Annotated in this window: 26 protein-coding genes and 2 pseudogenes; 23 read left to right on the forward strand and 5 right to left on the reverse strand. The window is 46.8% G+C overall.

Annotation, left to right across the window (positions count from 1 at the left end):
• The first annotated feature begins 77 nt into the window (after positions 1–77).
• From VSQ62_RS04930 to VSQ62_RS04940, 3 genes are all read left to right on the forward strand, one after another.
• Positions 78–428 carry a hypothetical protein gene (locus tag VSQ62_RS04930; RefSeq protein ID WP_334633524.1) on the forward strand — a complete coding sequence of 117 codons (351 nt, stop codon included), beginning with the start codon at positions 78–80 and terminating at the stop codon, positions 426–428.
• Positions 429–461: 33 nt separating this feature from the next.
• A complete protein-coding gene (locus VSQ62_RS04935; protein WP_120439278.1) occupies positions 462–683 on the forward strand; it encodes a helix-turn-helix domain-containing protein in 222 nt (73 codons plus the stop codon).
• Positions 684–795: 112 nt separating this feature from the next.
• A complete protein-coding gene (locus VSQ62_RS04940) occupies positions 796–1,149 on the forward strand; it encodes a DUF3847 domain-containing protein (RefSeq protein WP_334633525.1) in 354 nt (117 codons plus the stop codon).
• Positions 1,150–1,464: 315 nt separating this feature from the next.
• On the opposite strand, the gene VSQ62_RS04945 is transcribed toward VSQ62_RS04940, so the two are convergent.
• The 4 genes from VSQ62_RS04945 to VSQ62_RS04960 are packed head-to-tail and all read right to left on the reverse strand — an operon-like array spanning position 1,465 to position 4,436.
• A complete protein-coding gene (locus VSQ62_RS04945; protein WP_334633526.1) occupies positions 1,465–2,493 on the reverse strand; it encodes a tyrosine-type recombinase/integrase in 1,029 nt (342 codons plus the stop codon).
• Entirely contained in the window at positions 2,480–3,469 is a 990-nt protein-coding gene (locus tag VSQ62_RS04950) for a tyrosine-type recombinase/integrase (protein ID WP_120486950.1), read from the reverse strand. The genes VSQ62_RS04945 and VSQ62_RS04950 overlap by 14 nt, the downstream gene beginning before the upstream one ends.
• Positions 3,466–4,203, reverse strand: a complete 738-nt coding sequence (locus VSQ62_RS04955; protein ID WP_334633528.1) for a tyrosine-type recombinase/integrase — start codon at positions 4,201–4,203, stop codon at positions 3,466–3,468. The genes VSQ62_RS04950 and VSQ62_RS04955 overlap by 4 nt, the downstream gene beginning before the upstream one ends.
• Positions 4,203–4,436, reverse strand: a complete 234-nt coding sequence (locus VSQ62_RS04960) for a hypothetical protein (RefSeq protein ID WP_334633529.1) — start codon at positions 4,434–4,436, stop codon at positions 4,203–4,205. The genes VSQ62_RS04955 and VSQ62_RS04960 overlap by 1 nt, the downstream gene beginning before the upstream one ends.
• Positions 4,437–4,857: 421 nt before the next feature.
• Here VSQ62_RS04960 and VSQ62_RS04965 point away from each other — a divergent pair, with 421 nt between their 5' ends.
• From VSQ62_RS04965 to VSQ62_RS05025, 13 genes and pseudogenes are all read left to right on the forward strand, one after another.
• Complete coding sequence (locus tag VSQ62_RS04965) at positions 4,858–5,340, forward strand: pyridoxamine 5'-phosphate oxidase family protein (protein WP_160260403.1); 483 nt, start codon at positions 4,858–4,860, stop codon at positions 5,338–5,340.
• Between the two features lie 136 nt (positions 5,341–5,476).
• Complete coding sequence (gene mobQ / locus VSQ62_RS04970) at positions 5,477–7,066, forward strand: MobQ family relaxase (protein WP_334633530.1); 1,590 nt, start codon at positions 5,477–5,479, stop codon at positions 7,064–7,066.
• Positions 7,067–7,186: 120 nt separating this feature from the next.
• Positions 7,187–7,834: a CHC2 zinc finger domain-containing protein gene (locus VSQ62_RS04975; protein WP_334633531.1), complete on the forward strand. Its 648-nt coding sequence runs from the start codon at positions 7,187–7,189 to the stop codon at positions 7,832–7,834.
• A pseudogene (locus VSQ62_RS04980) lies at positions 7,800–7,964 on the forward strand (virulence-associated E family protein); the annotation flags it as partial. The gene VSQ62_RS04975 and the pseudogene VSQ62_RS04980, both read left to right, overlap by 35 nt.
• Positions 7,965–7,990: 26 nt before the next feature.
• Positions 7,991–8,344, forward strand: coding sequence for an Lrp/AsnC family transcriptional regulator (locus VSQ62_RS04985; protein ID WP_286083260.1), 354 nt, complete (start codon positions 7,991–7,993; stop codon positions 8,342–8,344).
• A gap of 57 nt (positions 8,345–8,401) precedes the next feature.
• A pseudogene (locus tag VSQ62_RS04990) lies at positions 8,402–9,573 on the forward strand (aminotransferase class I/II-fold pyridoxal phosphate-dependent enzyme).
• Positions 9,570–10,280 carry an aminotransferase class I/II-fold pyridoxal phosphate-dependent enzyme gene (locus VSQ62_RS04995; RefSeq protein ID WP_334633532.1) on the forward strand — a complete coding sequence of 237 codons (711 nt, stop codon included), beginning with the start codon at positions 9,570–9,572 and terminating at the stop codon, positions 10,278–10,280. Before VSQ62_RS04990 ends, VSQ62_RS04995 begins: the two are co-directional and overlap by 4 nt.
• Positions 10,281–10,619: 339 nt before the next feature.
• Positions 10,620–11,285 (forward strand): hypothetical protein, encoded by a 666-nt coding sequence (locus VSQ62_RS05000; RefSeq protein WP_334633533.1) that lies wholly within the window; start codon positions 10,620–10,622, stop codon positions 11,283–11,285.
• 190 nt (positions 11,286–11,475) lie between these two features.
• Positions 11,476–12,192 carry a carbon-nitrogen hydrolase family protein gene (locus VSQ62_RS05005; protein WP_334633535.1) on the forward strand — a complete coding sequence of 239 codons (717 nt, stop codon included), beginning with the start codon at positions 11,476–11,478 and terminating at the stop codon, positions 12,190–12,192.
• Positions 12,193–12,203: 11 nt separating this feature from the next.
• Positions 12,204–12,695: an HD domain-containing protein gene (locus VSQ62_RS05010; RefSeq protein WP_334633536.1), complete on the forward strand. Its 492-nt coding sequence runs from the start codon at positions 12,204–12,206 to the stop codon at positions 12,693–12,695.
• A gap of 161 nt (positions 12,696–12,856) precedes the next feature.
• Positions 12,857–13,936 (forward strand): helix-turn-helix transcriptional regulator, encoded by a 1,080-nt coding sequence (locus tag VSQ62_RS05015; protein ID WP_334633538.1) that lies wholly within the window; start codon positions 12,857–12,859, stop codon positions 13,934–13,936.
• A gap of 212 nt (positions 13,937–14,148) precedes the next feature.
• Entirely contained in the window at positions 14,149–15,396 is a 1,248-nt protein-coding gene (locus VSQ62_RS05020; RefSeq protein WP_334633540.1) for an aspartate aminotransferase family protein, read from the forward strand.
• 318 nt (positions 15,397–15,714) lie between these two features.
• The gene (locus tag VSQ62_RS05025) at positions 15,715–15,894 is read left to right on the forward strand and encodes a hypothetical protein (protein ID WP_334633541.1); all 180 of its coding nucleotides are present in this window, start codon (positions 15,715–15,717) and stop codon (positions 15,892–15,894) included.
• A 255-nt stretch (positions 15,895–16,149) separates the two neighbouring features.
• Here the strand turns inward: VSQ62_RS05025 and VSQ62_RS05030 are convergent, their stop codons facing one another.
• Entirely contained in the window at positions 16,150–16,272 is a 123-nt protein-coding gene (locus tag VSQ62_RS05030) for a hypothetical protein (protein ID WP_334633542.1), read from the reverse strand.
• Positions 16,273–16,555: 283 nt separating this feature from the next.
• On the opposite strand from VSQ62_RS05030, the gene VSQ62_RS05035 reads away from it, so the two are divergent.
• The 7 genes from VSQ62_RS05035 (at position 16,556) to trpC (ending at position 22,603) form a co-directional block, all read left to right on the forward strand.
• Complete coding sequence (locus tag VSQ62_RS05035) at positions 16,556–16,978, forward strand: hypothetical protein (RefSeq protein ID WP_334633543.1); 423 nt, start codon at positions 16,556–16,558, stop codon at positions 16,976–16,978.
• The gene (locus tag VSQ62_RS05040) at positions 16,957–18,030 is read left to right on the forward strand and encodes a transposase (RefSeq protein ID WP_286082418.1); all 1,074 of its coding nucleotides are present in this window, start codon (positions 16,957–16,959) and stop codon (positions 18,028–18,030) included. The genes VSQ62_RS05035 and VSQ62_RS05040 overlap by 22 nt, the downstream gene beginning before the upstream one ends.
• A gap of 298 nt (positions 18,031–18,328) precedes the next feature.
• Complete coding sequence (locus VSQ62_RS05045; RefSeq protein WP_334633544.1) at positions 18,329–18,505, forward strand: hypothetical protein; 177 nt, start codon at positions 18,329–18,331, stop codon at positions 18,503–18,505.
• Between the two features lie 173 nt (positions 18,506–18,678).
• A complete protein-coding gene (trpE, locus tag VSQ62_RS05050) occupies positions 18,679–20,142 on the forward strand; it encodes an anthranilate synthase component I (protein ID WP_334633546.1) in 1,464 nt (487 codons plus the stop codon).
• A complete protein-coding gene (locus tag VSQ62_RS05055; protein WP_286082420.1) occupies positions 20,142–20,711 on the forward strand; it encodes an anthranilate synthase component II in 570 nt (189 codons plus the stop codon). The genes trpE and VSQ62_RS05055 overlap by 1 nt, the downstream gene beginning before the upstream one ends.
• 3 nt (positions 20,712–20,714) lie before the next feature.
• Positions 20,715–21,818 carry an anthranilate phosphoribosyltransferase gene (gene trpD / locus VSQ62_RS05060; protein WP_286082416.1) on the forward strand — a complete coding sequence of 368 codons (1,104 nt, stop codon included), beginning with the start codon at positions 20,715–20,717 and terminating at the stop codon, positions 21,816–21,818.
• Complete coding sequence (gene trpC, locus VSQ62_RS05065) at positions 21,815–22,603, forward strand: indole-3-glycerol phosphate synthase TrpC (RefSeq protein WP_334633547.1); 789 nt, start codon at positions 21,815–21,817, stop codon at positions 22,601–22,603. Before trpD ends, trpC begins: the two co-directional genes overlap by 4 nt.
• The last annotated feature ends 4 nt before the right edge of the window (positions 22,604–22,607 follow it).

The raw sequence follows: 22,607 nt of genomic DNA on the forward strand, positions 1-22,607 counted from the left end.
AACAATACACTGCCGTTCCCCGCCAGTCCTAACTTCGTTTCAGATAAATCAATTTTTCAGAAATAGAGGACAGGACATTGATAAACAAAGATAAAAAAGACAGGGTGGTGCGCCAGTTTGTGACATACTGCCGCATGGCATTGAGATACGAAAAAATTAACTATTACAACGAACGCAAGCGCATGGCGGAACGGGAATCGCACATGGAGATGTTTTCCGAAAAGCAGTTGGAAACGGTTGATAAAATCTTTGATACATACCACGCTGACTATTTTTATGTCATGGGTTATGAAATCGGCATAGTGGACGGTGATTTGGCACAGGCATTAAGGGAACTGTCGGACAGACAGTTACAGATTGTGCTGATGTATTACTTCATCGGATGGACGGAAAAAGCACTGTCTGCAAATGGAGGAATGATACGGTAAAAACACTCCGGTGGCTGGTGGAGGGAATGTGTCATGGAGAATAAATTTAAAGACAGGGACATTTCCTTTGAAACACTGGAAAAGGCAGTAAATGGCGATTATTTTGCTATGCAGGAGGTGATTCGGCTGTTCAAGCCGTACATGGCAAGGCTTAGCATTGAGGAAGGCAGATTCAACAGGGAACTGTACGAAAGGCTCGTGCGGAAAGTTATGCTTATAACGGTACGGTTTAAGACGGATTATGATGAAAAATAAACAGGCGTGATGAAACACAGGAGAGGGCATTCCGGATACGGGTGTCCTCTTTTGTGTGCCTGTTATTGATATGCAATATTAACAGCGTTACAGGCAGAGAGGAAGTGAGAAAATGAGCGAAAATAAATTAAGAAACAGAGCGGTAATTGATGCGGAATTGCAGAAAACGAAAGCCGAGCTTGCCATTGCACAACACAGGCAGGCGAAACTCCGTAACCAGATAAAAGGTATGACAGAAAAGGAACGCCGACACCGCAACATCGTATGGGGAAGCCACTTTGAATACCTTATCAGAGAAAGGCTGAATATTGCCAAAGAACAGCTTGCCGCCCTGAATGATGATTCAGTAAAAGATATTCTGAATACTCTCTTTTCTGATTCGTATTTCCGCCGGACGATGCAAAATATTTTGACAGAAAAAGTAAACCCACAATCCCCGACGGAAATGAATAAAGAGCATTCATAGAAATTATCTGCCGAAACGTGGCGGGCGGCACTATAAAACTTTGTGGGCAGATAAAGGCTGCTTTTTAGCCTTTATCTGAACGCAAAGTCCACTAAAGGGTAGGGCGCAAGCCCGTAGGGGAATTGTCGTTTCCCCTGTTGACTGCCGAAGGCAGGCAAAGCCCCGCAGGGCGCACACACGCGAAGCGTGTATAAGTGCGCCCTATCCGAGTTCTTGGATAGGGTGCATTATCCGAGATAATCAATTATCCGAGGAAACTCTCAAAACCTCCAGCATAAAAGGCTTTCGGAGAAGTTGCCTCGGATAATGTAAGAACTATTTCAGGAAGTCAGGGAGCTGATGCTCTTTCTTTTGTGTAACAGGATTTTCTTTTTGATGGGAAAACCACTTTTCGTTCCAATCCCGGATATGCCTGTTTACGGTTCCCTGTGAAAGTTCAGCATACCGTTCTGTTGTGGAGATCGAGGAATGTCCGAGAAAATTTTTGATTGCCATAATTGGTACCCCGGCTTCCAACATATGTGTGGCGGTCGTATGCCTCATGGTGTGCGGGGTGTAGCGTTTTTCAAGGAACATTTCCGGATGCCCGGTTCTTGCGAGCATGATATATTTTTTATAAATCTCCTCAATACAGGAAATGCTCATCTGCGGATGGGTCTGGCTGGAAAAGATGTAGGCCTCCAACCGACCGGCCTTTCCCGTTTCCTCCAGATATCGTTCCAGGAGAGTTCCGCTAGGCCTTGCAATCACGATCCTCCGGGTTTTGTTTCCCTTTCCAGTAATTGTAAGCTTATAGAGGTTTTTCTCGGCCAGGAAGTCCCTGACTTTGAGATCGCAGATTTCCTGTGTCCTGGCTCCGCTGGCATACATCAGGTTCAAAAGGACCTGGTCACGGAAGCCCATCCGTTTCCCGGGATCAGGAAGCCGGAGCAGGATTGAAACTTCATCAAGCGTAAAGGTGATCCTCGGCTGGACGGCCTCTTTTTTTACAGGCACTCTTTTCACCGCATTTGCAAACACAGTCGCTGCTTCAAAATTCCTGTTCTGTGCGTAACCGGCAAAAGAGGCCAATGCTGAAAGCCTGAGATTCCTTGTGGATACTGAGCATCCCCGTTCTGCTTCGATCCATTTCAGGAAGCCGTCAATAGTCTCGAAATTCAAATCCCGGAAGAGGATTTCGCCAGCATTTTTCTTCTTTTCCTGATAAACATACTGGAACAAAAGGCGGAAGGCATGTTTATAGGATCTCGTGGTATTAGGGGAAAGCCCTGACGAGAGCGGCATATATTCCGTAAAAAACTGTTCCAGGAGGAGCATGAATTCAGGAAGCTTATTTTTCCTCATACGCCACCTCCGTGAATACGCCAGCGGCATAATCTTCAAACAGCTCCGTATATTCAGGGAACATATCACCACTGAATTTCAGATATTTCTCCGTTTCGTCCATGTCATGGTGCCCAAGATAGACTGACAGGAAAGGAACAGAGTCATCTGTCGGGCGTCCGTTTTTCTCTGCCTGCGCAAATGAATGGATGGCAAAATAGTGACGGAAGCAATGAAGGCACTGCCCTCTGGAATGGGATTTTTCCTGTACATACAGGCCGGTTTCCCGCAAGAGGTTCCTAAACCGAAAATCAAAGGTTCCTTTACTGACGGAAAACTCTTGGCCCCTGGCTGCCGGGAACAGACAGCTTTCCGGTTCTGTTTTGATCCCCATAGCAATGCAGTATCTTTCCAGCATCTCTGTCAATGTCCTGTCCATTGGAACAACACGCTGTTTGTTGTTCTTGGCATGGCGAATCAGGATGGTCCCATTGCGGAAATTTATATCTTTTACCCTGGCGGCAAGCGGTTCTCCCAGGCGGAACCCGCACCCAAGGAGCATCCGGAGCAGCATACAGAACTCCATGTCTGTCCGGCGGGTTTTCGGGTCTGTATGCCTGTTGGCCCAGCTGTCGGCGCAGGACAGAAGCGTTTGGATTTCCCTGTCCGAAAAAATATATGGGACATAGCTGTCTGATGTTTTGGGGCAGGCGGGCATGAAAACACTGTACCCCTTGTATTGAAGGTACCGCAAAAATTTGCGGAGATAGCTTACCTTATCGCTGACCGTTTTGGGCGCGTTTATCTGCTGGAGTTCCCTGATCCAGTGATTGATGGCTGTTTCCGTAACCCTGTCGGCGTTTTCTGCCACCAGCAGTGAATCGAACGAAAAAAGGGTTCTGCGTGTACTCCGCAAAGTACCATCGCTGACAGTCCCCTGGCTGATTTCCAGATATTCTGCAAGCTCATGTTTGAAAACCGACTGGAACTGTGTCATGACAGGCTCCACCTCCCCTCCAGAAAAGCGGCAAATGTACCTGTCGCCTCCATGACCGGGAGGGCGTAGTTCCGCAGCTGCTCCACATCCAGACTGGCATAGGATTGGATGGCGTTCTGGTCTGTATGCCCAAGGGCTTTCCTTACCGCCTCATAAGGGATGTTGTCATTGACCATGGAACTTGCCAGGGACGACCGGAAAGCATGTGCGCCCTGTTTGCGTCCCGCCGGATCAATTCCAGCTGCCATAATGGCAGTCCTGACGATCTTGGTGATTGCCTGCACAGAGATATGGCTGTAAGGGGGAACGATGCGGAGAAATACATACGGGCTGTCATAGCAGGATCGTTCTTCCTCTAAATACTGTTTCAGGGCGGCCTTTACATCCGGGACCATGGGAAGTTCAATGTCAACGCCGGTTTTGTGCTGTGTAAGCAGAATCAGGTTCCTGCCAAAATCCAGTTCCCGGAATGTCATGGATGAGATGTCCCCGCTCCTGATCCCCAGCCGTGTCGCAAGAAGCAGCACTGCGTAATCACGCTTTCCATGTGGGGAGTCCCGGTCTACGCTGTTTTCAATTTTCAGGATTTCTTCTATTGTATAAACAGAAGGGTACGGCTGCGGCCTCTTGAAAAGAGGAACGATGCCGCTGTAATCCCTGTCGGTATGTCTGGCCTGATATGCATATCTGAGGAATGTCCGGATGTGTGAAAGGTACCATTTGCTGCTGACCATTAAACACGCGCTCCTACATTTTGGGCGTTCATTGCCTGCGGCGCTGCGCAGCCTGTATCAGCCAGGGCGGATAAAAAGTAGTGCCCAATCTTATCGTGAAGATGGATGCTGCTTTCCTGAAGCCCCTTGCGTTTCCCGTCTTCAAGGTACTCCGCTAAAAGAGCCTCCATTTCCGGATTCAATTCGTGGTATCCGCATGGCACTGTGTTGGTTTCCCTTGTATGGTAACCCATAGTTAAAACCTCCTGTTTGATAGCTTTAACTGTACTATGCCCATGTGGATAAATTTTATCCGAGATTTTTTGCATGAACCCCCGCATACAAAAGGTTTTTAAGAATTTCCTCGGATAATTAAAAATCTCGGATAATGCACCCTATCCGAGTTCTTGGATAGGGCGCAATTATACACCACTTAGGGAAGTGGTGCATTGCGCCCTGCCGGGAGCGTCCTGCGGACAGCGGATGATTTCCGTAGATTTCCAATCTGCTCCAATCATCACAGGGGAAGCTACCCTTCCCCTGCGCTGGCTCTGCCAGCTACCTCTTTGTGGGCTTGCCGCCCGAAAATCTTTCAGAAAACGTATTCCATTTATCGAGTTAAAGTTGTATAATAGTGCCAGCGATAAATCGTGGTTATACGAGGGAGGATAAAAAATGCGTCGTTCGGATAGAGAAGTAAAAGAATTTAAAGATATTGTAGCTATCATGGAAAAATGTGATGTGTGCCGGATTGCTTTAAACAATAATGGCTACCCGTATATATTACCACTCAATTTTGGAATGGATATAAAAGAAGATAAAATAGAATTGTATTTTCATGGGGCTATGGAGGGTACTAAGTATGAATTAATCAAAAAAGATAATCGAGCCAGCTTTGAAATGGATTGTGAGCATAAATTAGTAACAGAAATGGAACGTGGGAGTTGTACAATGGAATATGAAAGCGTTATTGGACAAGGATACATAGAAATGCTTTCCGATGACGAAAAATACAATGCTTTATATATTTTGATGAGGCATTATCATCAAGAGGATTTTCCATTTAACAAGTTAGTAATGCCGCATACAAAAGTTTTTAAGCTAGTAGTAAAAAACGTAACTGGTAAAGTAAGAATGAAGAAAAATGATAAGAAATAAAATTCCAGTTTGACGAACTGACAGCCTATCAAAAAACTAAATACCTGCCGCCCACCGGCGGCACACCCAAGCAGGAAATCTGAAAAGGTATCCTGCTATTTTTTGCCCCGAATCCGGGAGAAAGGAGGGCGCACACTTGCCATGCCCGCACTGTAAAATCACCATCATCAAGCGGAGCAACAATGAATCCGCTGTTTCTGCCGCCGCCTACCAGAGCGGCGAAAAGCTGTTCTCTGAATACGACCAAGAGCAGAAATACTATCCTTACAAGAACGAAGTCACCCACAAAGAAATCATGCTCCCGCCCCATGTGCCGCCGGAGTTTGCAGACCGCAACACCCTATGGAACTCTGCCGAAGCGCAGGAAAAACAATGGAACTCCCAGCTTGCCCGGAGGTTCGTGCTTGCCATCCCAAGGGAAATCCCGCCGGGACAGTACGCCGACCTTTTCCGTGACTACTGCCGGGAGTTTTTTGTTTCCAAAGGCATGATTGCCGACTTTGCCATCCATGACAAGGGGGACGGGAACCCCCACGCCCATATCCTGCTCACCATGCGGGCGATGGACGAAAAAGGGAAATGGCTCCCCAAGAGCCGCAAGGTATACGACCTTGATGAAAACGGCGAAAGAATCCGGCTCCCATCCGGCAGATGGAAAAGCCACAAGGAAAATACCGTGGACTGGAACGACCAGAAGTACGCCGAAATCTGGCGGCAGGGATGGGCGGACACGGCCAACCGCTATCTGGAAGCAAACGACCGCCCGGAACGCCTTGACCTGCGCTCCTATGCCCGACAAGGGATTGACCAAATCCCCACCGTCCACATGGGGCCAGCCGCCTGCCAGATGGAGAAGAAGGGAATCCAGACCAACATCGGCAACCTGAACCGGGACATCAGAGCCGCCAACTCCCTCATGCAGTCCATCCGCCAGATGGTGCGCCACTTAAAGGGCTGGATTGCCGATTTAAAGGAGAAAAAGGCCGTGCTGCTGGAAGCGTTGGAGGAGGCCAAGGAGCCGACACTCTCGGAGCTGCTTTTTCAGTATCTGGAACTGCGGAGCGGGGAACGTGCCGACTGGACTTCCAGAGGGAAGCTGAAAGGAACCGTTGCCGACTACAATAAAGTGCAGGCGGCTATGGACTTCCTGCGGAAGAAAGGAATCTCCACCGTGGAGAGCCTTGACACCCGGCTGGACGAAATCAGCAATGCCGCTGTTTCCGTCATGGGGGGCATGAAAAAAAGCGAGAAGCGCATAAAAGCCATCAACACCATGCTGTCCTACATTGACAAATACGAAGCAAACAAGCCAGTCCATGCGGAGTATGCCGCCATCGGCTGGAAGAAGAAAAAGGAAAAGTTTGCGGAGAGCCACCGGGAGGAACTGGACGCTTACAATGCCGCCATCCGGTATTTGAAAGCCAACCTGAAAGGCAACTCTTACTCCCGTAAAGATTTGGAATCCGAACGGGAACAGCTTGCCGCCGCCCTGCCCGGACAGAGGAAGGAGCTGGAAGCGGTTCAGGCGGACGTGAAGGTACTCCGTGACGTGCGTCACTGGCTAAACCAAGTGCTGCCATCCGAACAGTACCGCCAGACCGCCGATCCGGGGAGGAAGCCGTCCGTACAGGAGAGCCTGAAAGGGCGGCAGGAACGCATCCGGCAGGAGCAGGCAGCAAAAAGCCAGCCGCCCCGGACAGAGAAACAACAGAATATGGAACTTTAAATCGGCGCTTGTTTTGTGATTTATAACCGCAGACAAGCGCCTTTTTCTTTTGAACAGAATTTATTGGCAACGTGAGCGACATTGTGTCGCCCACGTTGGGATTATCAGGAGGAACGCCTATTGAACGTATTTGAAGCCGTGAAGCAGTCCGTCACCACAAGGCAGGCTGCGGAGCGTTATGGAATTAAAGTGAACCGGAACGGGATGTGCGTCTGCCCGTTCCACAACGACAGGAACCCAAGCATGAAAGTTGACCGCCGCTTTTACTGTTTCGGCTGCGGAGCCACCGGGGACGTGATTGACTTTGTTTCCCTGCTCCACGGTATCGGGAGCAGGGAAGCCGCCCTCATGCTGGCACAGGACTTCTCCATCCCTTATGAGGACGGGAGGAACGCCGGGAAAGAACCTATCCGGCCACGACTGCGGAAGGAAACAGAGGAACAGAAATTTAAGCGCATGGAGCGGCACTGCTTCCGGGTGCTGTCCGACTATTACCATCTCCTGCGCCGCTGGAAGGAGGAATACGCCCCACACCAGCCCGATGAAGCATGGAACCCCCGGTTTGTGGAAGCCCTGCAGAACATGAGCCGGGTGGAATACCTGATGGACGTGCTTCTCTCCGGGGACATTCAGGAGCGGGCGGCGCTTATCACAGGACACGGAAAGGAAGTGAGGAACCTTGAAAGACGAATGGCAGAATTTACCGCCCCAGATACGGCAGGAAATAGTGAACATGGCAGACAGCGCCGAGCCGCCCCGGAGCGTTGAGGAAGTCAAGGCCATGCTGGAAACCACCGAGAAAGGCGGCTTCCGCAACAGCATGAGCAACTGCCTGACCGTGTTTCAGTACGACCCGCTCCTTTCCGGGGCGGTTGCCTACAACCTGCTGACCGACCGCAGTCCTCGATAAGCTGCCCGGTCGGAGTGCCAGAGGAAAAGGTTCATACGGAAATTGCGGAATTGGAGAAAGCGCATATCATATGTGGTTATCATACATTGGTTGACTGGAACAAAATCAGCGATGAAGATGTCACTGCGCTGGTAGAATTGAGGGTAACACCGCAGGGCGGCGACGGATATGAAAAGCTGGCAGATAAGATTAAAGATTTTCCCCAGGTGGTTATGCTTTACCTGATGTCGGGAGCTTATGATTTTATGGTAATGGTAAAGGGAAAAACATTAAGGGAAATCTCGCTGTTTGTGTCCGGCAAGCTGGCGTCCATTGAGGAAGTACAAAGTACAAAATACAACAACCCATTTCACATTGACGAAATATAAAGAATCAGGGGTAAGCCTTGCTGTGGACAGGCCGGATGAGAGAATGGTGGTGACACCATGAAAGAATTGCTGTCGCAAAAAATATTACAGCTGAAACCGTCGGGAATCCGGAATTTTTTGATGTTGCTAATGAGATTCCGGGTGTGATATCACTCGGCGTGGGAGAACCGGATTTTGCAACACCGTATCATATACGTGAGGTGGGAACATGGGCTATGCAGTCAGGCAAGACTTTTTATACGTCAAACAGTGGCTTATACAGCCTGCGAAAAGCAATATGTAATTATACGGAAAGACGGATTGGGGTGTCTTACCAGCCGGAGGGCGAAGTATTGGTTACAGTCGGCGGAAGCGAGGCGATTGATATTGCTCTGCGGACGATCATCAATCCGGGAGATGAGATTTTATATATTGAGCCGAGTTTTGTATCCTATTTGCCGTGTATTGTTATGGCAGATGGAATCCCTGTGCCTGTCGAGCTGAAAGCAGGAAACCGTTTTCGTTTAACCGCAAAGCGGCTCGAAAATGTAATTACGCCACGGAGCAAAGCCCTTATTTTATCATATCCAAACAATCCAACCGGGGCAATTATGGAACGAGATGATCTGGAAGAATTGGCAGAAGTTATTAAAAAACATAATATACTTGTAATCTCTGATGAAATATACAGCGAACTTACTTATGGAAAAGAGCATATAAGCATTGCCGGCATTTCGGGAATGAAAGACAGGACGATCCTGATAAATGGGTTTTCTAAAAATTTTGCAATGACCGGATGGCGTCTGGGTTATGTGTTTGCCCATAAGGAAATTATGGAGCAGATGACAAAGGTACACCAATATGCGATCATGTGTGCACCCACGGTCAGCCAGTATGTGGCGGTTGAAGCAATGAAAAATGGAGAGGCAGATGCTGCCTGCATGAGGGAGTCTTATGATCAGCGCTGCCGCTATTTATATTATGAATTAGAACATTTAGGTCTTCCCTGTTTTGAACCGGAAGGGGCTTTCTATATGTTTCCGGACATTCGTGAGTTTGGAATGTCCAGCGAAGCATTTGCTATGGAACTGCTGGAGAAAGAAAAAGTTGCTGTTGTTCCGGGAAGTGCGTTTGGCAGGTCAGGCGAAGGCTTCGTCCGTATGTCCTATGCTTATTCTATTGATGAATTGAAGGAGGCAATGGTGAGGATAGGACGTTATCTCCAGAGAAAACGGGAGGCGTTAAAATGATAGCAGAGGAAATGGTAAATTTAGGGGAAAAGAAATCCGCTATCCGAGAAAATTTTGAATATGGCAGACAGAGGATGGAACAGATTGGAAAAGAAAAAGTTTTTGATTTCAGTCTGGGCAATCCGAATGTTCCGGCACCTGCGGGTGTCCGTAGAGCAATGGAAAAGCTGTTAAATCAGAAAGATGATGTGGAGTTGTTCGGATATACACCAGCGCAGGGAATATTCGAAACACGAAAAGCGATTGCGGATAATCTGAACTTCCGCTTTGGAACTTCCTTTCGGCCAGACAATTTCTATATTACCTGCGGCGCTGCTTCGGGGATTAGGATTATCACTCAGGCGCTTACAGTTCCGGGTGATGAATATATTATTTTTGCCCCTTATTTTCCTGAGTATAAAGTGTTTGTCGAAGCGGCGGGAGGAAAATTTGTAGAAGTCAAAACCAGGCAGGAAGATTTTCAAATTGATTTTTCAGCGTTGGAACAGGCTATTACAGAAAAAACAAAAGCTGTTCTTTTAAATTCTCCCAATAATCCAAGCGGCGTAATTATATCTGAAGAAAATATTATACGGCTTGCGGCGCTTCTGAATAAAAGGTCAGCGTTTTATTTTTTTTCTGCGCTTCCTCTTTCGACTCCAGCAGAGACTCCATTATGTGGTAGGGATCAACATCCTCTACACCCATTGCCTTTTCGGTCTGTTTAAAAAAATCTGCCAGAAGTGCATAAGCTCTGCCGCCGCAAAGAGAAGAACCGCAGAGAATGTAGCTGTCCTTGATAAACGGTCTCGGTTCCACCTCTTCTTCTGCAAAGTAATTCTCCGAATAGACGGATACCTGTCCATCGGTTCCCATGTTCACCAGGATGGAGTTCTGCACATCCCTCACCGGTATTATGATTCATTACCGGCACCTCCTTCTGATTGCGTGTGGTGGAGCTTAGCGGAGGCCAGAAGCAGCGTATAGCCCTAAAGGCTGAGTATATACTTTCAATATAGAATATGATATAATTGTTTCTGTCATATTATTAACAGAGGAGGCCTTTTATGAACGTGACATTGAACACTGATAATCGCCGAATTTCTTCTATGAGAGCCATTCACTTTGCAACGGCACAAGATAAAAACACGGCGGTAAATCATACCTCTAATAGAGATCAAGTAACAATATCTCAAGAGGGGCGTGACAGATTGGAAGTTTTGGCGGATAAAGCTGAAAATCAACTTAGCGCTATGACAAAAGAAGATTTCATGGATATGCTCAAGCAATGGAAAAGTGAAAATCAACCTAAGTTGGAGGTTGATCCTTATCGGAAAGTTGACCCCGACGGTTCCATTGCCCGTGAGACTTATTTTGAATCCTATTTAGGGCAGTTGAAAGATACGGAGGATACTATCAAATCTTACTATGCTGACGCTTACAAAGAAGCTGTTTCTGCCCCAATTGACAGTTTGACATTTATTTCTGCAAAATATTTGTGTGATTGGTCTGACTATTATGATCCCAATATTCCGAAGGAGGAACGACAGTGGACACATCATCAGCTTTGGTCAATGCTGACAGATTTTAATGTGGCGTTAAATGATCCCTATGCATTAGCTTCCTCTGGTGGAACAAAAACAGTAGATGAAATGGATAGAATTGCTAAACAAGCCGTAAAAGATAAGTTAGATTCACTTGTCAAAGAGTGCGAAACGTCAATAGTAAACTAATTCAAGTCTGCCGCTTTCTTATTCATACAGGTTAATATAGTTTTTAAGATCACAATTAAGATGGTGGCCGGCTTGCTGGATGGTGACCAGAGATTTTCAGCTTAGAAGAGCAGCCTTAATCACCATGCCGTGTGCATATTTATTTGAATAGAAAAAATCGGGATTTTTTGAACACAGGGAGGAAATGAATTTGAATGTTTTGTTAGCTGTTCCTCAAGAAAATAACAGTGTACAAGAATTAAATAGTTTTTTATCGCAAAATAATGCAGACCTTTATATTTTTCCAGAAGGTTTTTTAGATAATAATGTTTTGCAGGAAGCAATTGATATTATAAAAGAAAAAGAAAAATATGTTATTACTGGTTTCAAGGATTTAGACAGTAACGGGCAGCAAAAAGCACTGGTCATAGATAATGGTAAAATCGTTGATAAATATACGAAGTGTATTTTGACTAAAGGAGAAAAGCAAAAAGGAAAACGGAATGGGGAAAAAATTGCTTGCGTGAATACTAAATTTGGAAAGGTTGGAATACCAATCTGCTATGAAATACATTTCCCAGAGGTAGCGAGGATTATGTGTTTGGATAATCCGGTTTTATTGATTAATATAATCGGAACAGGAATGTATCATAATTTACAGTTTGAACAATGGACTTCATTAGCAAAGGCACGAGCCATTGAAAATGAAATACATGTTATTGGGTGTTCTCATTTTGCTGGTAAAATTCCATTAGCATATGCTTTTGACCCATCAGGAAGATGTGTTTTATTAAAGCGAAATGAATATGGAGGTTTTATTGTTAAAATTGACTTAGGAAAGAGTGTGGAAAAAAATATTAACTATTTGCCTGACAGACTTCCAAATTTATTCTCTCGTTTGGCAGAAAATGATAATATGGATTTATAGGGAGGCAGTTTATGATAACTATTTCACAGATTATGGAAAAGATGATTGCATTTTCTAAAGGTAATCTTCATGACATCAATCACTTTATCCGCGTATGGACGTATGCCAGGACTATTGGAGAACTGGAATGTCTGGATGCTAATACGCAGTATATTCTTGAAATTGCAGCCATTATCCATGACATTGCCTGTCCATTGTGCCGTGAAAAATATGGCAATACCAACGGGAAATATCAGGAGACTGAGGGAATGACTATGGCAAGGGATTTCCTCAGTGATACTGGCTTGACGGCGGAACAGATTGACCGTGTGGCATTTCTTGTTGGCCATCATCACACGTATATCGACATCAGCGGAGCAGACTATCAAATTCTAATGGAGGCGGACTATATTGCCAATGCCTCTGAAAATGGGTACAGCAAGGAGAAAATTGAAGATTTTATCAATAGAATCATGTGGACGAACAGTGGAAAAGAATTGACACGACAGATATTCTGTATTTGACGGGAGTTCACATAACAGATTTAAACCCCAATCACGGTTTGCGTGAATAAATATCATCCACCGTGTTATGGTCAGTTTCGGGTAAATCTGGTAAATTAACAGGCAGAAAGAGGCGCACCTTTCAGTTGAAGACATGAATAAAACGATATAGGAGAATAACAATGAAATTGAATATTGGAAATAAGCTCAGGTGTCTGCGCCATGAAAAAGATATTACCCAGGAAGAATTTGCTGAATTCCTTGGAGTTGCGTGCCAATCCGTATCCCGCTGGGAAAATAGTATCTGCTATCCGGATATAGAACTGATACCGGTAATCGCCGAATTTTTCGGAGTCACAGTTGACAGCCTGATGGGCGTGGATGAAGCGGTGGAAAAGGAGAAGATTGCAGAGTATCTGGATCAATTTCAGGAAGCGGTCAGTCAGGGAAGAATATATGACTGTATCGCTGTTGCGAGAAAAGGGACGGCCGAATATCCCAATAATTTTGAATTGCTGAATAAGCTGATGTATGCGCTGTTCCTGGCAGGCGACAGTGACGGAAACATTCCGGAGTGGCAGGAAAATATGCAGAAGTATGACTCTGAGATCACGATGCTTGGGGAGCGGATCATGAAATACTGCCCCGATCAGGATATCCGGCTGGAGGCTGCAGGAAGGCTTGCGTTTAACCATTGTGAGATGGGGCGCAGGGAGATCGGAAGGGCGATCTATGAGACGCTGCCCTCCCAAAGATATTGCAGGGAAGCACAGATCTGGTGGGGATTAAATGAAGACGAAAGACTCCCGTTCGTTTACAGAAGGATACGGGAGAGCTATGAGGGGCTTTGCCACGGAATATATCTGCTTATTGACGAAAGGCTTCTTGAGGATGAAGAACTCCTGCAGGTATGCCGGAAAGCATTTGAGCTGGAGAAACTTATTTTTGACGGCGAAGCTCCTGCAGAATGGAGGACGGTGAAGCTTCACTGTGATATGGCTGCCGTGTTCGCACGCCTGAAACGATTTGATCAGATGTACGAACAGTTAGAAGAGGCGGCAAGATCAGCCAGAACTTTTGATAACCGTCCGGAACGCAGATGTGTCTCATCATTGCTTTTAGGTGAAATGATCAGGGAAAAAACAGACTTTGAAACGGCTGATTCCAGACCTCTTAGCGAAATTATGAGGGATAAATGGCTGGCGGCGGAAGAGTTCGATGGTATTGACAGTCTGTTTGTGCAAAAGAGAGATTTATCATAAAATAAAAAGAGATTTTTGTGAATTTGTGCAATTGATATTTGTGAAAAGAAGTGCTAGGATTCTAGTAAAGATGTTGTGAGAGCTCCGAACAACTGAAACAGTTTTTTTAGCAAAGACGCTTATTTACCATAAAGGTAGGTAGGCGTTTTTTTATTTGGTGAAATGAAAAATACAACAGAATCTAATTTGCTTAAGACGGGAGAGAGGACAATATGTTATTAAAAGAGGCAGGGTTAACCGCACAGGATATCAAGGACAAAGTGGACAAATACATGATTGAGACTTATGAAAGATTTGATTTTGTGGCAGAAACCGCGAAAGATATGTACGTCCGGAATGAGAAGGGCGAGAAATATCTTGATTTTTATGCGGGGATCGCGGTGAATTCTGTCGGCAACTGCAATCCGGCAGTTGTAGAGGCAGTCCGGGAACAGGCAGGGCAGATCATGCAGACCTTCAATTATCCATATACTGTTCCGCAGGCTCTTCTGGCGGAGAAGGTCTGCACCGCGACAGGAATGGATAAGATATTCTTCCAGAACAGCGGAACGGAAGCAAATGAAGCTATGATCAAGATGGCGAGAAAATACAGCGTTGAAAAATACGGCCCCGATAGATATAATATCGTTACGGCGGCAAAATCGTTTCATGGAAGGACCTTTGGGGCGATGAGCGCGACGGGACAGCCGGACAACGCGTGCCAGATTGGGTTTGGGGATATGACGCCGGGCTTTACCTATGCAGAATATAATGATCTTGATGCATTTAAAGCCGCCTGTACTGAGAACACAGCCGCGGTTATGATTGAGCCGGTCCAGGGAGAAGGCGGAGTAAATCCGGCGGCGCCTGAATTTATGAGAGGGCTTCGCAAGTTCTGCGATGAGAAGGATATATTGCTGCTGCTTGACGAGGTTCAGACCGGCTGGTGCAGAACAGGCGCGGTTATGAGTTATATGAATTACGGGATAAAACCGGATATCGTCTCCATGGCGAAGGCCATGGGAGGAGGCATGCCCATCGGAGCAATCTGCGCAACGGCAGAAGTGGCAAAGGCATTTACAGCAGGGGCACATGGTTCGACCTTCGGAGGACATCCTGTCTGCTGCGCGGCGGCGCTGGCGGCAGTCACGGAACTGTTAGATAATGATCTGGCGGGAAATGCGAAGAAGATGGGAGAATATTTCATGGATCTGCTTAAGACGCTTCCGCATGTCAAAGAGGTACGGGGCCAGGGATTGCTGGTTGGCGTGGAATTTGAGGATGGGATCAGCAGTGTGGAGATCAAGCACGCCTGCTTTGAGAGGAAGCTTTTGCTTACTGCAATCGGAACCAATATTATCCGTATGGTTCCGCCGCTTATCGTCACTGCGAAGGATTGTAAAAAGGCGTTTGAGATCATTGAGGACGCCGTCCATGAGGTATATCCTGCCAGGATGTTTAGAAAGCCGACTGCCGCTTAGAAAATCCGGCAGACTGTGGGAATGAGTTTTCGGACGGTCTGCCGAGGGAGAGGAGCGTAATAGGTCAAAAATTATAGAAGAAGCCTGGCGTGAGGTTTACAGTGATATCGTGGCACAGATGGGTTTCGCACTTTGCTTTAAAAATTAGCATATATTCTTGAAGGGTATCAGAAAGCCACAGTTTCAACGGTAAACTGTGGTTTTTCTTCGCACATCCCCGTGCAGAGGAAATATCAAGGCTTTTGGAGCCTGCATTTTGTCAAGAACATTTCATTACATAATTTAGACATTCTGTGACAGTGAGGTTGTCCTTTTACTATGAAATTGATATTATATAACATGCAGAAGAAAGTAGGTGAACAAATGATTAAATTCGCAATCTGCGATGATGAACCGATTATAATGCAGGAAATTTCAAACCAGCTTTCACAATACATGAATGGACGGAAGATTGCTTTTAAAAGAGAGGAATGGCTGATATGGATTATTTTAGCATAGGGCTTAATATTTTTTGCCTGATTGCCCAGGGCATTATGCACATCTGTTTTGCACCAGCCTTACCGGGAAAGAACAGAGGGCATATCATTTTGCCATATACATTTTCATTTCTTGCATTTTGGACTGGACTGCAAATAAGTTTTCTTTCCCGTGGGTCATAGTGATTGGGATAGAGCTGCTTATTTTGTATGGGGTAAACCGTTTCATTCTGGGTAATCGTCCCTCTGCGTCCTGGGCTGCGGCAATTCTCGCGAATTACATCTCCCGATTTTCCTTTGGGCTTATCAACTCGGTAGAGGCGGCGATATTTCCCCATGTAACGTCCCACTTACTTTTATATTCAATGATCATAACGGCAACAGCGGTCTCCCTGATCATAAGTGCTGCCTGTTATACAATCGTAATAAAATCCATATCGCCGGAAGAAATTGGGCACATGACAAACATGGGATGCTTATTGTTCCCTGTTCTGTTTTTCTTTACCGCTGAACTGTATATCATGCAGACCTCATACACAAAGATTTACTATGATGTTCTGTCTCCTGCCCTGCTGTTGGAACATACTGCGTTGCTGTTTTTGCAAGCCCTAGGGCTGGGAGCTTTACTTTGTACCTTGTATGCCTATCGTCACTTATGCCGCAGTTTGCAGACCAAAACAGAAATGCAGTCTTTGCTCCAGGCAGTCCAGGCACAGAAAAAATATATTGCCGAGGCACAAATGCGCTATGAACAGACAAAAGCATTCCGCCACGATATTAAAAATCATCTTACTGTATTGAGCGCCCTGCTTAACAATAACGAACTGGAAGAGAGCAAAGTCTATCTGCAAAAGCTGAAAACGGTCTCAGCCACATTGTCATTTCCTTGTCAGACGGGTAATCCAGTAGTGGATATTTTGCTGAGAGAGAAGATAAAGATGGCAAAAGCGGATGGAATTGCAGTCGAGGTTTCATTGCTCCTTCCAAACCCCTGCAAAATAGATGATTTTGATTTGTGTGTGATTTTTGCCAATGCTTTGGTGGTACTCTGCGGATTTTATCTGGTGATGAAAAACTTAAGGAAATGCCGCATTGTGATACTCTGAACTATTATCTGGAGAAATTGTCTCCCAAGTGTCTGGCAGATGTAAGAAAACATATGGTAAAGAGCCTGATCCGGATGAAAAGTTTTAACCGTGCAAGACTAATGGGGAAATATTGGAGAATTATTATTGACGGGACAGGACTGTTCTATTTCAAGGAAAAGCATTGCGGGAACTGCCTTGTAACGACAATTACCCGTGAAGAGGACGGGAAGGAAATAAAGGTAAAACGTTATTATCATAAGGTTCTTGAAGCAAAGCTGGTATTGTCTGCGGACATAATGATAAGTCTGGATACAGAATTTATAGAAAACGAAAATGAGGAAGTATCGAAGAATGATTGTGAGATCAATGCAGCAAAAAGACTATTAGAAAGACTGAGGAAGGATTACCCGAAACTGCCCATCTGTTTGCAAGGGGATGCTTTATATGCAGCGGAATCGATCATGAAGATCTGTAATAAGAATCATTGGAAGTATATCCTGACCCAGAAGGAAACACGGCAAAAAGTACTGGCAGAGAGTTACGAGTGGATACAGAAAAGCGGTGGGGCAAGGAAAGTGGGGAGAATAGGAAGAGAGAGTGGGGATGGAGAATATATCAACCATGTGGAAGATGTGGCGGGAAAAGAAGAGACCGCAAATATGTACCGATATTGGTATGAAGCAGAAAAGGAAGATGGAGAGACAGAGATCCATGAATACCAATGGATCACAAATATAGAACTGACAGAGCGGAACCTGGAAGAGATGATAGAAGCGGGGCGCGGACGCTGGAGAATCGAGAATGAAGGATTCAATAACCAGAAAAACGGGATTTATGACATTGAACATTTAAACAGCAGAGACAGCAATGCCATGAAGAATCATTACCTGATCACCCAGATAGCAGATATAGTGATGCAGCTTTATCTGTCATGGAGTCCGCTGATAAAGGACATAAACCAAAGTATAAAAAATACATCTTCAAGATTGCTGGAAAGTTTTCGAAGACAGCCAGTAACGAATGAAGATGTATCGTATATCAAGAGATATACAACAATATATCTCGAATAGCAAGATTATTATACAACAGGTGGTGATGGAATGAAATAGGAAATTGAAAAAATATCCACATTTTAAGTTTAGACAGGGGAAGTCCACCATATGAATGTGGATAACTTTCCGAGAAAACAGGATAAATGTGGAATTAAGCAATGTCATTGAAAAGCATTGCAGGAGGATTCGATTTTAAAAATTCATTCTTCAGAGCTGGACGCAAAAATATGTAGTTGACTTTTAGAAAATATTGTGCTATAGTTTAAAACGATTTAATAATTTAATACTTCAAACCGTTGAAGCGGAGATAACGGCAATGATGCCTTTACAGAGAGTCCGGGATGCTGAGAGCCGGGTGAGAAACAAGTTGTCAAATGGACCGCGGAGGGCGCAGTCAAATGGGGAGTTCCCAGAGTATTCTGCGACGTTGCAGGCAGACGTCATATGCCGGGGATATGCTGGTATCCTGCTAAGTGCACGGCTCATGCCGTGAATCAAGGTGGCACCGCGGATAGCGTTGTACATTTAGATGATGTACTTTATTCGTCCTTGACAGATTCTATGATTCTGTCAGGGGCGTTTTTTTATGATACGGAGAACTTTGTATTCTGAAATCCTTTGGCAGAAGTGAAGCCAAAAAGGTTTATTTTTTAGGGAGGCAGACAGATGGAAATTTTACCACACATAAGTGAGATCAGGGAGCTTGCAGCAACAGGCAGATATAATGTGGCGCCGGTAAGCTGTGAGATGTTATCTGACTTTACCACACCGATCGAGACGCTGAGGATACTGAAAAACGTATCTGCCCATTGTTATCTGCTTGAGTCAGCGCAGCCTGATGACAAATGGGGGCGGTATACGTTCCTGGGATTTGATCCTAAGATGGAGATTACCTGCATTGACGGTGAGATGAAAGCAGGCAATCTGAAGGTAAAGACGGATCGGCCGTCGGATTACCTGCGTCAGATCCTTGCTGATTATAAGAGTCCCCGTTTTGATTATCTTCCGTCCTTTACGGGGGGGCTTGTAGGATATTTTTCTTACGATTATCTGGGATACAGCGAACCGGCCGTGCGTTGCCGGGTGAAGGATACCGAAGCCTTCAAAGATGTTGACCTGATGCTGTTTGACAAGGTCATTGCTTTTGATCATGTCAGGCAGAAGATCATTCTGATTGTGAATATGCGGCTCTCCGCTTCAGAAGCCGGTTACAATAAAGCAGTAATGGAGATAAAGCAGCTTGCGGATCTTCTCCGTAACGGCACAAAGAAAAAGGAACCGGGAGGCAGGCTGACCGGGGATGTGACGCCGCTGTTTAGCAGGGAACAGTTCTGCGGCATGGTTGAAAAGGCAAAGAGCCATATCCGCGAGGGGGACATCTTCCAGATCGTGCTCTCCAACCGCCTGTCGGCGCCCTTTGAAGGCAGCCTTCTTAACACTTACCGGGTGCTGCGCACGATCAACCCGTCTCCGTATATGTTCTATTTCTCAGGTACGGATGTTGAGGTTGCGGGAGCGTCGCCGGAAACCCTTGTAAAGCTGGAAAACGGCGTTCTCCACACATTTCCCCTTGCAGGCACCAGGCCGAGAGGAAAAACGGAGGAAGAAGACCGGGCATTGGAGGCGGAACTTCTTGCAGACGAAAAAGAGCTTGCCGAACACAACATGCTTGTGGATCTTGGACGGAACGATCTCGGCAAGATCAGCCGATTTGGAACAGTACGGGTGGAAAAGCTGCATTCTATCGAGCGGTTTTCCCATGTGATGCACATCGGTTCTACGGTCAGCGGTGAGATCGGTGATGATTACGACGCCCTGGATGCTATCGAAGCGGTGCTTCCGGCGGGCACACTTTCCGGCGCCCCAAAGATCCGGGCCTGTCAGCTGATCGGAGAACTGGAGGACAACAAGCGCGGCATCTACGGCGGCGCCGTCGGTTATATTGACTTTACCGGCAATATGGATACCTGTATCGCTATCCGCATTGCTTATAAGAAAAACGGCAGTGTATTTGTGAGGAGCGGAGCCGGGATTGTTGCGGACTCTGTTCCTGAGAAAGAATTTGAGGAGTGTTTGAACAAAGCGAAGTCTTCTCTTAGAGCATTGGAGCTTGCACAGGAGGATGAATGATGATTTTATTGATTGATAATTATGACAGCTTTTCTTATAATCTCTATCAACTCATAGGGGAGATTGAACCGGATATCAAGGTGATCCGCAATGATGAGATGACAGTAACAGAAATCAGAGAAACACATCCCGGCCGCATCATACTCTCACCGGGGCCCGGAAGACCCCAGGATGCGGGGGTGATCATGGAAGCGGCAAGGGAGCTTGGCAGGGATATCCCTATCCTTGGCGTCTGCCTGGGGCATCAGGCCATCTGCGCGGCGTTTGGCGCGGTCATAACTTATGCCAGGGAACTGATGCACGGCAAGCAGTCCGAGGTGACCTTTGACAGGAGTTCCCCGCTATTTAGAAATTGCCCTGAAACGGCTCTTGTTGCCAGATACCACTCCCTTGCGGCAGACAGGGATACCATCCCTGAAGAATTAAAAATAACCGCGTTCACCAGAGACGGCGAGGTGATGGCAATACAGCATAGAGACTATCCGGTTTACGGCGTGCAATTTCACCCAGAATCCATCATGACGCCCGACGGTAAAACAATACTTAGAAATTTCATAAAGGAGATATGAGCAATGATCAAAGAAGCAATCGTCAAAATCGTAAACAAAGAAGACCTGACTTACAACGAGGCATACACCGTCATGAATGAGATCATGAACGGCGAGACGACGCCTACACAAAACGCCGCTTTTCTCGCGGCGCTCTCCACCAAGAGCGCCAGGGCCGAGACGACCGACGAGATCGCAGGCTGTGCCGCCGCTATGCGCTCGCACGCCACCAGAGTAGAGACGGATATGGAACTGTTTGAGATTGTCGGCACCGGCGGGGATAATGCGCATAGCTTTAATATTTCCACGACTTCCGCGCTTGTGGCGGCGGCAGGCGGAATGAAAGTGGCCAAACACGGCAACCGCGCCGCCTCCTCCCAGTGCGGGACGGCGGACTGCCTGGAAGCCCTTGGGGTGAATATTCGGCAAAGCCCTGACAAATGTATAGAACTTCTGAAAGAAGTAGGCATGTGTTTCTTCTTTGCCCAGGAGTACCATACGTCCATGAAGTACGTGGGCGCCATCCGTAAGGAACTTGGATTCCGCACCGTGTTCAATATCCTGGGGCCCCTGACCAATCCCGGCACGCCGTCGATGCAGCTTCTTGGCGTCTATGACGACTATCTGGTGGAACCGCTGGCGCAGGTGCTGATCAATCTGGGGATCAAGCGTGGCATGGTAGTGTACGGTCAGGATAAATTGGATGAGATCTCCATGAGCGCGCCTACCAAGATATGTGAGATCCGCGACGGATGGTTCAAATCCTCCGTGGTCACACCGGAAGACTTCGGGTTTGAACGCTGCACGAAAGAGGAGCTGCGGGGCGGTACGCCGGAAGAAAATGCGAAGATCGTCCTCGCCATCTTAAACGGCGAAAAGGGACCCAAAAGAAACGCTGTGTTGATGAATGCCGGCGCTGCGCTCTATATCGGCAAAAAGGCAGACAGCATGAGAGACGGCATCGCGCTTGCCGCAGAGCTCATCGATTCCGGGAAGGCGCTTGACACGCTCAAAAAGTTCATCGAGGTCAGCAACCGTCCGCAGGATGCTTCGGAAACGCCGATCTTAAATTGTCCGGGAGGCGCTTCGGAAACGCAGACTGCAGATATGACGGAGGCGGAGTCATGACAATCTTAGACCAGCTTGCAGAACATGCCAGGGAGCGGGTGAAGGAAGCACGGAAGAAAGTGCCTTTTGAAGGACTGAAAGAACAGGCCATGTCACTGACAGGAACGGCAAGAGAACGCTTTGCGTTTGAAAACGCGCTGAAAAAGCCGGGGCTCTCTTTTATCTGCGAATGTAAAAAGGCTTCCCCGTCCAAAGGGCTGATTGCCCCGGATTTTCCGTATGTCCGGATTGCCGGGGAATATGAGGAGGCAGGGGCGGACTGCATCTCCGTCCTTACCGAACCCAAATGGTTTCTGGGCAGTGAGAGATATCTCCGGGAGATTGCAGATGCCGTGAAGATTCCCTGCCTCCGCAAAGACTTTACGGTGGATGATTATATGATCTACGAGGCAAAGGTGTTAGGAGCATCGGCTGTGCTGCTGATCTGTTCTATTCTGGAAGAAGAACAGATGGCAGAATATATCGGCATTTGTGACGAGCTTGGCCTGTCCGCCCTTGCGGAGGCCCATGATGAAACCGAAGTGGAGATGGCTCTCCGGGCAGGGGCGAGGATGATCGGTGTCAATAACCGTAACTTGAAGGATTTTTCCGTGGACACGGCTAACAGCAGAAGGCTTCGGAAATTGATTCCGCAGGATGTACTGTTCGTTTCCGAGAGCGGCGTCCATAGCGCGGATGATGTGGCGGCGCTTTTGGAGATTGGCGCCGATGCGGTGCTGGTGGGAGAGGCTTTGATGAGGGCGGTTGATAAAAAAGCAAGGCTGCGGGAACTGCGGGGTGTATGATGGC

It is taken from the genome of Sporofaciens sp. JLR.KK001 (genome assembly GCF_036941055.1).
GTDB lineage: Bacteria > Bacillota > Clostridia > Lachnospirales > Lachnospiraceae > Sporofaciens.